This window comes from Microbulbifer maximicatervae (SeqCode), assembly GCF_052467305.1.
This window is the reverse complement of record NZ_CP174306.1, coordinates 2,881,233-2,894,299: the sequence shown is the minus strand read 5'-3', so window position 1 is coordinate 2,894,299 and position 13,067 is coordinate 2,881,233. Positions and strand designations below refer to the sequence as shown.

10 protein-coding genes are annotated in these 13,067 nt (G+C 42.6%); 1 reads left to right on the top strand and 9 read right to left on the bottom strand.

Annotation, left to right across the window (positions count from 1 at the left end; genetic code table 11):
• Positions 1–10: 10 nt before the first annotated feature.
• Entirely contained in the window at positions 11–331 is a 321-nt protein-coding gene (locus ACJJI4_RS12645; protein ID WP_444928232.1) for an SDR family NAD(P)-dependent oxidoreductase, read from the top strand.
• A gap of 168 nt (positions 332–499) precedes the next feature.
• Here the strand turns inward: ACJJI4_RS12645 and ACJJI4_RS12640 are convergent, their stop codons facing one another.
• The 9 genes from ACJJI4_RS12640 to ahpF form a co-directional block, all read right to left on the bottom strand.
• Positions 500–1,783, bottom strand: coding sequence for a condensation domain-containing protein (locus ACJJI4_RS12640; RefSeq protein ID WP_444925371.1), 1,284 nt, complete (start codon positions 1,781–1,783; stop codon positions 500–502).
• Positions 1,784–1,900: 117 nt separating this feature from the next.
• Positions 1,901–2,404, bottom strand: coding sequence for an ester cyclase (locus tag ACJJI4_RS12635; RefSeq protein ID WP_444925370.1), 504 nt, complete (start codon positions 2,402–2,404; stop codon positions 1,901–1,903).
• Between the two features lie 282 nt (positions 2,405–2,686).
• Positions 2,687–3,403, bottom strand: a complete 717-nt coding sequence (locus tag ACJJI4_RS12630; protein WP_444925369.1) for a LytR/AlgR family response regulator transcription factor — start codon at positions 3,401–3,403, stop codon at positions 2,687–2,689.
• A 3-nt stretch (positions 3,404–3,406) separates the two neighbouring features.
• Positions 3,407–4,513: a sensor histidine kinase gene (locus ACJJI4_RS12625; RefSeq protein ID WP_444925368.1), complete on the bottom strand. Its 1,107-nt coding sequence runs from the start codon at positions 4,511–4,513 to the stop codon at positions 3,407–3,409.
• A 59-nt stretch (positions 4,514–4,572) separates the two neighbouring features.
• Positions 4,573–5,991, bottom strand: a complete 1,419-nt coding sequence (locus tag ACJJI4_RS12620; protein WP_444925367.1) for an alpha/beta hydrolase family protein — start codon at positions 5,989–5,991, stop codon at positions 4,573–4,575.
• Positions 5,992–6,413: 422 nt separating this feature from the next.
• A complete protein-coding gene (locus ACJJI4_RS12615) occupies positions 6,414–7,298 on the bottom strand; it encodes a hypothetical protein (RefSeq protein ID WP_444925366.1) in 885 nt (294 codons plus the stop codon).
• A gap of 402 nt (positions 7,299–7,700) precedes the next feature.
• Positions 7,701–8,654, bottom strand: a complete 954-nt coding sequence (locus ACJJI4_RS12610) for a NosD domain-containing protein (protein WP_444925365.1) — start codon at positions 8,652–8,654, stop codon at positions 7,701–7,703.
• A gap of 499 nt (positions 8,655–9,153) precedes the next feature.
• Positions 9,154–10,131 (bottom strand): right-handed parallel beta-helix repeat-containing protein, encoded by a 978-nt coding sequence (locus ACJJI4_RS12605; RefSeq protein ID WP_444925364.1) that lies wholly within the window; start codon positions 10,129–10,131, stop codon positions 9,154–9,156.
• 1,332 nt (positions 10,132–11,463) lie between these two features.
• Positions 11,464–13,014 carry an alkyl hydroperoxide reductase subunit F gene (gene ahpF, locus ACJJI4_RS12600; protein WP_444925363.1) on the bottom strand — a complete coding sequence of 517 codons (1,551 nt, stop codon included), beginning with the start codon at positions 13,012–13,014 and terminating at the stop codon, positions 11,464–11,466.
• Positions 13,015–13,067 lie beyond the last annotated feature (53 nt).

The following is a 13,067-nucleotide window of genomic DNA, read 5'->3' as shown; positions in this document are numbered from 1 at the left end:
GTAACAACTTATTCATGCGGTCTTGCCGCAAATGAAACAGCGTGGTAGTGGAGCTATTGTCCAGATATCAAGTGTTTTGGGGGAATTCGTATTACCCTTTCTTGGCTCATATAATACTACCAAGCACGCAATAGAGGGAATCGGAGAAAACTACCGCGTGGAGCTGGCTCAATTTGGCATTCAGTCTCTGATTGTTCAGCCTGGTAAGCATTCATTTAGAACAACTGTTGATGGCACAGGCTTAAATCCAACTATTGAGAGAATTAACAAAGCCACAGAAGAGCCGATGCAAGAAATTTATTCAGCTTATGGGATGAGCAATATGTTCTAGATTAAGTAGCTTTGCCAAAATAAATAGTTGCTTGGCACCTCAAAGACAAGTTGATTTTTAGCGGGTTTGTGAGGTGCTTAGTTGTATGAGAGTTTAGCTTTTTTGATAGTTATTTTCAGGGTTTCCTTTTTAGGGCTGTTTGCTTAAAGTATTTTATCGCATGGAATACTAATCTGAAATAAGGCTATTTAATATACGCATATATTCATTAACAAATAAATCAATACTATGTCTGCTAATCAATGGTTCACAATATCCAAAAACAAAGACCGAATTACGGTAAGTGGTAAAGGTTGCAGCCATTAATGGATTAATTCCGTTGGTTAGAGTAATCATCGGCATTTGAATTTCAAAGTACTCCATTTCATCAGCTAAAAAGGGTATGCTGCCTCCATTGGAAACAATAATCCCTGCGGGAAATGATTTTTGCTGTGCTGTGATTTCAGTAGCCATATGGGTTATATCGCTCATCTTATAGTCTGAGCTGAGATTTTTACTCATAGGCCTTTGCTTGAGCAATACCGAAATGATTTGATTTTGTAGCATTTTGGCGACATCAACAACATTGGCAGATTCTATATTTGGGGGAAGCTTCAAGCTAGCAGTTTCGGAAAAGGCTCCAATATGTCCTAAGGGAATGTTAGGGGAGCATAGCCCCCTGGCATCCATCGATAAAGTGACTTCTGTTAATTTTTTGTCAACCGGTACTGCTCGCGCGGCAATAGATGCAATGGCACAGTAAATTGCAGTAATTTTTATGCCGTTACTCTTGCCCCAATTGACGAGTTTTTGAGTTCTTTCTGGCGGCATAACATATGAAACAGCACAGGACTTGCGCTCATTGGGAGCAGCTTGCTTTTCTACTGGCCAAGTGAAATCGTCAGTGTTCTTATGTTCAACTTCTTTTTCTCCATAGTATCCAGCTGACTCTAGCTGGCTTGCAATACTCTCTTGTAGTGGTAGTGACTTGGTCTGTTCAAGTGTTTCGTTAGACCGCAGAAATTTGTCTAAATCTGAAAATATAGTCATTACTGATCTGCCATCAAATGCCGCATGAATATTGATGACGGAAATCCACTCTACGAGACCTCCTTTGTTGAGGTAGAGCTTTATGCTGTATACATATTTTTCACTGTCCAGGCAGTTTATGCCGTGATCTCTAAACTCATCCTCTAAATTGAGGGTATCACCAACTTGGCATATATTTAACGGGATATCATTGAAGTCAACGTCGCAAATCCAGCGAAGTTTTTCCCCTCTTTGGATTCGAGCGCGTAGAAGAGGGTGGCGTCTGTGTAGGTACTCTAACCCTGTGCGTAAAGTGTCAACACTTAATGATTTGCAGACTCTAATGAAAGAAACAAATTGTAAGCCACCATAGGACAGCCTTGTCATCTCTATAAACAAGGCTTCTTGGGGACCAAGTTCTCGAGATGGAGTTTCTAAACTCATAAAAGGCACCGATCGAAATATCGAGGATCTTGATTGTTTGTATTCAGGGCAGCATGAATGCCGTATTCTGGAATGTATCCTGAATTGCTGTCAAGAATAGTGTTACTCCGCAACTGACTACTTCAGTGCACCAAGCTGCTTTAGGAATCCATATTTGTCCCAAGTGACCCAAGCTTCGACTATTTTTCCGTCCTGAATTTTGGAGAATTCCACGGCATCCCAGGTGATTGTTTTTTTGGTTGGAGTTTCCCCCATAAACGAGCCGACATGATTAGCGCTGACTGTAACATGGGTTGCGACTAAATCTCCTTCAGCTACTTGCTTGGTACTGACCGCCTTGATGTCTTTGAAAGCTTTGTGAAACTTAGCCACCTCTTCTTCAAATTGTTTGAGGTTACGCTTTTGTGGGCCTGCGCTATCCGTTGTCGAAGAATCCAGGTTGTTTATATAGTTAGGAGATAAAATTGTCTTAGGATCTATCTTATTTCCGCTTAGCCACAACCCTACAGCTTGCATTGCGAGTTTTTTATTCTCTTCTAAATTATTTGGCTGTGCCGCCACCAAATTGGTGATACTGAATAAAAGGGCTGTTAAAACCAAACAGGAAGCTCGTTTGAACATTTGATAGATTCCTTTCTACATAAATTAGGGTGTGTTTCAGGACGTCTTGTAAACGACATTGAAAATGAGTAAAGAATTGTGTCATCTCCTATTATGGACACATATTCAATAAGGTGAATCGATATTCAGGTAGTTTGGCAAGCTGTCCATCTTTAGACTTTGCTGGATTAAAATTCCGCCGCTAAAGTTGATGTTTCAGGTTAGCGGCTTAGTATTTATGCGAGGCGAGTAATAGGGGTGCTGCTGCCGGCATTATGCCTGGCAGCAGGTTGCACGGCTGAACTACAAACTTAGCATCTCCCGTAAGCGAGTAGCGGGGCGTCTTGCAGCCTCTATTTCTTTTCCATCGGTCATTGTTATTAGTAGTCCACTATTGACCCATGGTTGAATATCCTGAATAAAATTCAGGTTTATGATTTGCTGGCGGTTAGCGCGAAAGAAAACCTCAGGATCTAAACGCTGTTCAATTTTGGATAATGATTTATAAATAAACGGCTTGTTGTTATCAAAGAATACTTGGGCATGATTTCCGCAGTTTTCAAAATAACGGATATTCCCTATTTCTATTAGCCAGCAACGCTCTCCGTCCTTGATAAAGATCTTGTTGTTGGTGTCTAGGTAGTTCGATGAGTGATTATCATCCTGTAAGGAAGAATCACTTAGTGTTTTGTTAAGGGCTCGCTTTAATTTTTCCGGGTTGATCGGCTTGAGGAGATAGTCTAATGCGTTGACTTCGAATGCTTGTATGGCGTATTCGTCATAAGCTGTTGTGAAAATAACTTGGGGTGCAGTTTCAAGCTGTTCTAGTATATCGAAGCCTGTCCCATCTGGTAGATTAATGTCTAAAAAAAGTAAGTCTGGTTGTTCTTTTGAAATCAGAGAAACTGCCTGCTCACAATCTTTTGCCTCTGCAACTAAGTTAATATTTTTGTGAGGCTTTAACAGCTCTCTCAATTCATTGCGAGCGAGTCTGGAATCTTCAATAATAATGGCTTTCACTTATTATACCGCCAATTGTAAAGATGAAGTAGGAATATGGCATTGGGCAATAACTTGCTGCCCTTGTTGCTTTATCTGGAAGGATGTGTTGTTACCATATTGAAGAGTCAATCGTTTTTGTATATTTGCTAGTCCCAACCCGGTATTTTCATTTTTCTTTTTGCTGGGCTTTGTTTCTATAGGTGCGTTTAGTTCTAAGGTCCCTGGGTTAGCTACCGTGATAACTAGGTGTTCCTCTTCATGGGATACTCTTATGGTTACTTCACCGCCATACTTGGACTTTTCAATTCCGTGGCGTATCGCATTTTCTGTGAGCAGTTGGATAATAAGAGGAGGGATTCGTTCTCCCATCAACTCTGGATCAGTTATCAAGTTGAAAGTCAAACGATCTTCATATTGTATTTTGAGGAGGTCGATATATTGACAAACAATTTCCAGCTCATCTCTAAGTGGCACGGTTTTCTGTTTATGTGCCATCAATGTATATCTCAGTAGATCAGAGAGGTTTGTCAGCATCGTTCTTGATTTAGTAGCATCCTCAAGAATTAAGGCCCGAATATTGTTTAGTCCATTGAATAGAAAGTGTGGGTTAAGCTGCCCCATAAGTGCTGCCATTTTAACCTCATTGAGCTGTAGGTTAAGTTGAATGGCTTCCTGTTCAGCTTTGAGTAAACGGTCTTGATTAACCGCTGTAACATAAATTAGGGTCCAGCTTACTAATAAAATAGTCATGATAAGCCAGTTGCCAAGCACGTTGTGCCAAATTGAGTCGGGAGTGGTATATCCCATTAAATTATAATATGAGAATAGAAAAATAACTGAAATATAGGCACAGGTAAATGCAAGTGAGATTGAGGATAGAAAGAAGTAGGGCCACTGATGCCTCCAGTTTTTATCTAAGAGGTCAAAGCGATAAATCATTTCCCGAATGATTAGTGTTAAAGCTCCGCAGGTTAATATCAGAGTGAGTGCATGTATGGCGAGCTGCTCGAAATTTTCATCGGTAAGTAAGCCGCGAGAAATGGAGTTCACTAGGGCGAATATTAGCCAGCCGCCAAAATGATACGCTAAGAACTTTGTCGTAGGTGCGGGGGACTTCAGTAACTTCATAAATTAATACATGTTAATAAAATGGCCCCTTGTTCTGGGGCCACAGAATTTAGTTAAAATCAGAATCTCTCATTCAGCCAGATTGACATCGTCTCAAGTGCAATAGGGGAAAAGGTTTCCTCTATTTCCGCATACTCAGCATAGCTACCTGTTTCGGCTGTTTGAAAGAGATGATTCATTTTATCGAGTTCAATAATTTCATAATCCTTATGATTGGATTTACCCAACACCTTTTCTATATTGCCTAAGTTCATTTCCGCATCAACTTGAAAATCCAGTGAGCCGTTAAGAGCCAAAATAGGACATTTTGTACCCTCTAAATAGGGCTCAGGGTTGAAGCTCAATGCATAACGAAACCAAGGGGTGGAATACTGTTTTTTAAGTACCTCAACTTGAGCTTCCAGTTTGCCTCCTTCCAAGCCTTCGAGTTCAACAGTCTTATAGAGATATTGGTGCAACTCATCACTGATAGTTTCCCCAATGGGAAGATGAGCAAATTGTTCAAAAATAATTTTATCAAGCTTGCGTAACTCTTGTAGGTTTTTCTCAGTCACACCGCTGTGCTTTCTATCCCTGTGCCACTGGTCGAAAAAGAGCTCTTGTAGTTTAACCCCTGGGCCGCCGAGAAGAATTGTAAACGCAATATCATCACGATTGCTGGCTACCATGGGGGCAATCATCCCCCCCTCGCTGTGCCCAATCAAGCCCGTTTTACCCTTGGGGAGATCGTTACGACTGTTCAGATAATCCACAATTGCACTGGTATCATTGGCAAAATCTTCGGTAGTTGCCGTGGAGAAACTCCCGGTAGAGTCACCAATTCCTCGTTCATCATAACGCAATACCGCGTACCCTTGCCGAGTTAAATAGTCGGCAATTACCGCAAATGCCTTATGGCCGAATGCGGTTTCATCCCGGTCTTGCGGCCCCGAACCACTAATCAGGATCGCGGTGGCTTTTATCCTTGAGTTTGGTTTGGTTAGTGTCCCAGAGATTATATTATTTGTGATTGTACTTTTAAAACTTACCTCTTCAATAGTATAGGGGTAGGGGCCTGTTGGTGTCTGTGGACGATTCTCCGGCTGAACAGTACTTATCTTTCTGAAGTTAAGAGACAGTGACTTCCCTTGAGTAAATGAACCGAACATAAGTTCAACTACTGGGTTGTACGCCCCCTCGTAACTGAGTCCTAAGTCCTCAATTTCGAAGGATATATTGTTGCCGATAACTTCCAGTGATGACATCTCTATTCCATAGGTCTTTTGTGAGGGGCTATCCAGTACCCCCGTCCATTTGCCGTTGTCCTGATCAATATGGAGGACAATCGGAAGCACCTTGTCACTCTCTGTTTGAATAGTGGCCTTCCATTCCCCATCGATGCCACTAGCACTTGCTGTAGTAGAAAACAGGCCGGCGGCTACGAAGAGCGCCTTTAACTTTGCGTTGGTCTTTGAATATCTAGTTTGAATATATCGCATAACTATTCTCTCTGTGTTCACCTGCTGAATGCTTGCCATCTTAGAGCTATCTTTTTCTTCTGGATAAAAATTAGGATAAGTGGCGAATAGGGCTGCTGAACGGCTAGGATAAGTGGCGAATAGGGCTGCTGAACGGCGAGGAAGTCTTGGCTATCCTTTGTCTAGTTAGGCGTGGGGGTACGTTATAAGATAGAGGCGACTTATCCTGATAGATGGGACGGAGAGACTAACTAACGGTGCGGATTGTACCTATGACGAACACGAAATCGCCTATATAAGTTGGTAAAGAACTTGGGTTATTGCTAGGTATGTGGATGTAAGGGAAGAGTTATTTCGGAAATAACTCTTTGGAAGATGGTCTTTCGGTGCTAATGAGTCCATGGGTGCTGCCCATTTATGGGCAGCACTGCGAGATGAAGCGTTTACTGTAGAATCACACCTACGTTTGCGTTTCCGGTTTGATTGGCAAAAGCAGATTGCGCATCGCCAATTTGTGTTGTTGTCTGGGCGTTACCCACACCATTTTGGTAAGTTTGAGCGGAAGAACCAATACCTGTTGCCGTAATATTGGCAAAGTTGGAAGTTCCGAGCTGCTCAGTCAGTGCGTAGTGATCTGAACCCGTCTGGTTATGAATGGCAACATTGTTGTCGCCAATTTGCCAGAGACTGCTCTCGTGATCATCGTTGGTTTGAATCACATTAAGGGTATTGGTAGTACCGTCCTGATATGAGGAGGAGTAGTTGGAGTCTCCATTGACTTGATTGTGGGTCGCCAGGTTGGAGTCGCCGAGCTGATCTACATAGACTTCACTGTTTGACGTCAGTGACTGGGTAACAAATGCGGTTTGGTTTACTCCAGCTTGAGTCACCACAATAACATCATCGGTACTATTAGTTTGATTTAAGGTTGCACTGTGACCATCTCCATCTTGGGTAATGGACATGGTGCTACCGTCAACAAATGACTGGAGAGTGAAGACGTATTGATTGTTGTCTCCCTGATTGATTTCGATATAGGCGCCTACAGAGTTATCCTGATAGGACTCGGCTGTATTCATATCGCCAGTTTGATTATGAATAATCGTGCCACCATCACTGTTAGCGGATTGCTCCGCATAGCTGGTGTTGTTATCACCGATCTGAGTTTGATCGATGGTATTGTTTGTGGCGGTTGGATCACTTTGATCTGCTGTTGCAGTGTTCCCAAGACCTTCTTGGTAAACCGTTGCAGTATTGGTGTCGGCGATAGCGCCCTGGCTAATGATTGCTAGGGCAATACTGGCGGCTAGAGGTGCAATATTCTTCATCAGAAACTCCTTTAGTGATGAGACTGTACGACCAATGTCGTTTTCCATTGCATTTTCAAGGTTGAGGTCGTATCAATCACCGTTCACTAGCCTGATCATCGGAATTTGGCCGACAATCTGGCACGTACTCCTTGTGAATGGGGTTGATACAAGTATGAGTTTGATAGATGGCCCAGGTAGGCGCTATGAGAGGTAAGTGCTGATTTAGTGGGACATTAGTTTAATGGGAGGTTTTACTTATTTTTGTTAAACAACTGATAAATAAATAGTGGTGCTGTTGATAAAGGCGTAGCATTCCAATTCAATGTAAATCCTAAAGTTGCGTTGGTAATTATGTAAGAAGACGATATGGAGCTTTATTATCGTCTTCAAACTAAACCTTCGATTGAGTAATCTTTTCGCTTAATTCAGGCATGAAGGGTCGCTGGTAACAAAAGTATTACCTAACCAAGTATTGGCGGTGCAGCTTGGATCATCGGGGGAGTAAAGATCAAAACTCCCATTGTTTAGCGATGAGTTGGATAAAATGTTATTGCCACTAGCATTTGCATCCTCAATATATATTCCATAATCCGTATTATCGCTAACGCTATTTATAGTGACTGTATTGCTATCTGCATTATCAATTGCGATGCCGGTTAGACTGTTTGTTACTACATTTTGAGATATAAGGTTTGAATCTGATTCAAATGTTAAAATGCCTTCACCTGCACTCTGATCGATAATGTTTGATGTAACTATGTTGGAGCTGCCAGGGGGTTCAATAGATATACCAACACCAGAGCCATTAGTGTCAGAGGTGTTGGTGATTATATTGCCAGAAACACTATTTGAAGACCCCTCTATTTGCACGCCAACGTTATCCATACCATCAACAGTATTTCCGAAAACCTGGTTGAAATCATTGTCTTCAATTCGTATACCAAAGTTAGAGTCGGGGACGTTCGACTGTATATGAACACCGGAGATAAAGTTGTGATCGCTTCTAACAAATAATGCAGTAGAGGTAGGGTTAACAATATCAATGTCTATAACCTGGTGGGAGCCATCTCCTGATAATAAAATGCTATTATTACAGTTTTCGACAGTCCCTGAGGATATTCTCGCAAAAAAACCACTAATCGCTATACCATTATTTGCTGTGAGGGGGCATGTAACGGTATAGCCATTCATATTAAGGCTGCCTGATGGACCCACAATACTGAATGCAACATTTGTAGTGCAATTTAAATCTTCAGTTAGCGTCTCCGCTGTAGTGATAATGCCTCCACAGGTAACGGCATAGCTATTAAGAGAGGTTGATATTGCGGCGGTTGTTAAAAGGATGTAACAAAGGGCTACTGTTAGTTTTTTCATAGGGTTTTTACCATGTCAGTAATTATTGCGGATACCTTAGATAGGCAGTTTTTTAGTCTGGGTGAATTTCGTGAGGATATATCAGTGTTCCCCCTGCAATATTTAGTTGTTTTAATGATTTTTAATAATACTTAATTTAAATGATAGAGGAAGGCTTAAGGGCTATTTCTAATAATGAATCTATTATTACGCCTTTAAGTGGGCTGTTTGTCTGTTCTAGGGCGCTATTTATTGTTGGGGTTGTTTAGGTATAGACAGGCAGGATGGTTGAAGTTTTTATCTCTTGACATACAAAGCGATTCACACTTCGCGTTGCGACTTCTTGAAAGGTCTAGACATCCCTACGCAACAACGCCTTGATTGTGAACCGCTCTGTATCCCAGAGGCATCACGGAGCTATTCAGAGGCTCCCTGGTTATTTATGCTATTTGTTAGCCAGCGATATACTACTCAGCTATTGCTTGTATATTAGGGAGTGTGAATGTAATCGAGTGAATATTTAGTCCAGACAGTTGGGATCGTTGGTTGTAGAGATGTTGCCAATCCAGTTGTTCGAAGATGTGCAGTTCGGATCATCAGGGGAGTAAAGATCGAATATACCATTGTCATTGGCTGTATTAGATAAAATGTTATTGAATTCAGCGCTAGTTCCCTCGATCACTATGCCATAGTCAATGTTATTGTCAGCTTCATTACTGCTTACGGTATTGCTGTCACTATTGTTGATTCTGATTCCAGTGGTGCTGTTCGATATACTATTTTGAGAAATGAGATTTGAATCTGAACTTACAGATATTCCCACATCTCCATCGCCATTGAGAGTGTTGAATATTCTCGCTTTACTGTCACTGGTTATAGTGTTAAGTAGGATTAAGTTGTTCCCTCCATCGGAATCAAGAGCTATGCCAAAATCACCAGGGTTAAGAATTTCATTTCCGGTGACTGTATTGCTTCGCCCCTCTATATATATTCCTGAAAATCCCGGGAACTCTAGAAAATTTCCAGTGATCTGATTGAGGCTTGCGGGATTAGCTGTTTCTATGCCTATTGCATATTGCGTACCATTAAAAGGTATCACGATGCCGGTAACAAAATTACTGTTACTTTCAATACGTACGCCCACACCTACAAGATTATTAATCTCAATATCACTGACAAAATGAACACCATCTTCCGTAAGTGCTATTGAGTCATTGCAATTGTCTATTACACCATTAAATAGGCTTGCAGCTAGGCCTGTTAGATAGATGCCCTCATGTAATGGTTCTATACAGGTAACAGTAAACCCATTTAAGTTCAGCCCGCCACCGGGGCCATCAATTGTGAGGGCTGGATTGGTTTCGCAAGAGAGATCTTCTGTGAGGGATTCCTGGGTAGTAATCGTGTCGCCACAGCTCACAGCAAAACTGTTTGAGGCTAAAGGTAATCCAAGGGCAGATAATAGACTGAGAAATAGCGCTAAATTTGGCTTCTTCATGGGGGCTCCCAGGTCGATAAACTAAATTTTCATAGTGGGCACATGTTCGGGGGTGGGAATGAATGAGTTATTCCGGTTGATATTCTATCGAATTTATCGGCTTTGTTTTCTGTTTGTTAATAATATATATAAATCAAAGGAAGAGGTTTAGTTTCTGTTGTAAATATGGGGCTAAAGTGGCATGTGAAATCACGCCTTCCATTGCTGTTTCTGTATGCGAAGTTGGGCGTCTTATATAGGTGCTGGCCAGAATTTTGGAACCAGATCGGTTTGATGCGGGTAAAATTTTTTTTATTTCTAGGAGGAATTTTCCCTTTGGTATTTAACAAACTTGGCAATGAGTGTAGGTGCTTTGTTGGCGAGCCCGATTGACGCAAGAAAGGTTATAGAAAGTGCAATGAGAAGAATGGAATCTAAAAAGATATCGTTGGGGAATCCGTCTTGAAGAATTAGATAAAAAAGGAATAAAGGTATTGACCAGACAAAGCCGTGAATCATTAGCGAAAAAGCGTAAAATTTAAACCCTATAGTTTTACTTTTCCGTGTGAGAAAGCTGATTAGATCAAAAATTACAGTTAGCTCGACAAAATAGAGAGCAGGAAATATTGCAAGATAATAATCTTGGTATATGAATATCATCCCAAGAATAATGTAGTAGATATGATGTATTTGATTAAATCGACTTATCTGTAAGAAGATTATCTCAAACGCATACATTGATACGCCATACAGCAATGCAAGTCGAAAAAATCTGGTTGCGCCAATTTTGCCGATACTTTCGTATTCTTGATATAGTGCGATAGCGCCAAATATGACTAAAATAGTGTACAAAATTAGCTGGCATACTTTATCGATGTTGTCCTTTGAGCTGCTCTTAATAACTATGTGAAGAGATTTATGAATGAGAAAAAAAGTAATGATGAATGCGGAAAAACCAAAGATGACGGTGAAGCTGTTAATCATCGCCTAATTCTTCAAGACTCTTTTAGAAAGGTGTAACAGCTATTTAAGTTGGGCATCTACATGATCTATATGGAAGTTAATCTGCCAGCTTTACCTATCTTACTTAGATGGCTTTCTTTAATGAGTGGGATTAGTCGCCAGCGAATAGAGGGTATACCTTTGAAAAGTAGTTGAAAATCAAAGTATAGGGCAATTCAGGTGTTGGAGAGCCTATCTCTGAAGTTAATTGGGGGGGGTAGAGTCAGTGTTTAAACATTGAGTTACTTTTGGAAGTACCCTGAATCCTAGATTGGGGCCTGTGAAAGTTTATTGTGCACTTATTTTTTTAGACATTGGCCGGCAAAGGGCCGGCCAATGTTTGCTTAAGGGTTATTCAACCGAAGATCGAATCAAGTAGTCAAATGCGCCCAGTGCCGCAGTTGCACCTGCACCCATAGAGATCACTATCTGTTTGTAGGGGACAGTAGTCGCATCGCCGGCGGCGTAAACGCCGGGGACTGAAGTTGCGCCGCGCTCGTCGATCACAATTTCGCCCATGCGATTCATCTGCACATCGGTTTCTTTAAGGAATTCCGTATTGGGTACCAGGCCAATCTGTACGAAAATACCAGCCAGGTCGACCTGCTTATTTTCACCACTCTCTCGATCGGTATAGGCCAGGCCGTTCACTTTGTTACCATCGCCGAGGACTTCAGTGGTTTGGGCATTGACGATAATATCGATGTTGTCCATTAACTGAGCCTTGCGTACCAGTACCTCGTCTGCACGTAGTTTGTCGGCGAACTCCAGTACGGTGACGTGCTCGACGATTCCGGCGAGGTCGATCGCTGCTTCGATGCCCGAGTTGCCGCCACCGATAACGGCTACGCGCTTACCTTTAAAGAAGGGGCCGTCGCAATGGGGGCAGTAGGCTACACCCTTGGTGCGGTACTCGGCTTCGCCGGGAACCCCCAGTTCCCTCCAGCGGGCACCGGTAGCCAATACTACTGAGCGGCTGGATAGGGTCGCACCGCTTTGTAGTTTGATATCTACCATTTCGTTGCGTCGCAAGTTGGCTGCGCGTTGATCGGTAATGATATCGACACCATACTCTTTTACGTGTTGCTCAAGGCTGGCTGCGAGCTTGGGGCCCTCGGTATAAGGTACAGAGATAAAGTTCTCGATGCCTACGGTATCCATTACCTGGCCGCCGAAGCGTTCTGCCACTATGCCAGTGCGAATGCCTTTGCGAGCGGCATAAATAGCAGCCGCTGCGCCAGCTGGGCCACCCCCTACCACTAAAAGATCGTAGGGTGCTTTTTCATTCAGTTCTTCAGCTTTACGCTCGGCTGCGTCGGTATCCAGTTTTCCAACAATCTCTTCGAGGGACATCCTGCCTTGGCCGAAGTGTTCACCATTGAGGTAAACCGCAGGTACAGCCATAACATTGCGCTTTTCAACTTCCTCCTGGAACAGGCCACCGTCGATCATTTCGTGGGTGATGTTTGGGTTGAGGGTTGTCATCAGGTTCAGTGCTTGGACGACATCCGGGCAGTTTTGGCAAGAGAGGGAGATATAGGTTTCAAAGTGGAATTCACCCTTCAGGTTTCGTACCTGCTCCAGTAGCTCCGGGTCTGCTTTTGAGGGATGGCCCCCCGCTTGCAATAGTGCCAGTACGAGTGAGGTAAATTCATGTCCCAGGGGAATACCGGCAAAGCTAACCCGGGGTTCCTCTCCGGCAGGGGCGATGGCCATACTCGGCGTGCGCTTGGCTTGACTCTGCTGTGCAGTAATTTTGTTGGAGAGTCCGGAGATTTCATCTACCAGCGCTTCCAGCTCTTTGGATTTTTCACTGTTATCTGTGGACACACGAATCTCGATCGGCTTGACGATATTCTGCAGGTAAGTGTCCAGTTGTTTTTTCAGGTTTGCGTCCAACATCGGTGTGTCCTTTCTCTAACAATTTAAGGCTGGGTTGTGGCCCACCTTTTGAT

Bases quoted from the DNA above. Each gene is read 5' to 3' on its own strand.
- ACJJI4_RS12640 (WP_444925371.1), bottom strand. From the start codon at position 1,783: ATGAGTTTAGAAACTCCATCTCGAGAACTTGGTCCCCAAGAAGCCTTG.
- ACJJI4_RS12635 (WP_444925370.1), bottom strand. From the start codon at position 2,404: ATGTTCAAACGAGCTTCCTGTTTGGTTTTAACAGCCCTTTTATTCAGT.
- ACJJI4_RS12625 (WP_444925368.1), bottom strand. From the start codon at position 4,513: ATGAAGTTACTGAAGTCCCCCGCACCTACGACAAAGTTCTTAGCGTAT.
- ACJJI4_RS12620 (WP_444925367.1), bottom strand. From the start codon at position 5,991: ATGCGATATATTCAAACTAGATATTCAAAGACCAACGCAAAGTTAAAG.
- ACJJI4_RS12615 (WP_444925366.1), bottom strand. From the start codon at position 7,298: ATGAAGAATATTGCACCTCTAGCCGCCAGTATTGCCCTAGCAATCATT.
- ACJJI4_RS12610 (WP_444925365.1), bottom strand. From the start codon at position 8,654: ATGAAAAAACTAACAGTAGCCCTTTGTTACATCCTTTTAACAACCGCC.
- ACJJI4_RS12605 (WP_444925364.1), bottom strand. From the start codon at position 10,131: ATGAAGAAGCCAAATTTAGCGCTATTTCTCAGTCTATTATCTGCCCTT.
- ahpF (WP_444925363.1), bottom strand. From the start codon at position 13,014: ATGTTGGACGCAAACCTGAAAAAACAACTGGACACTTACCTGCAGAAT.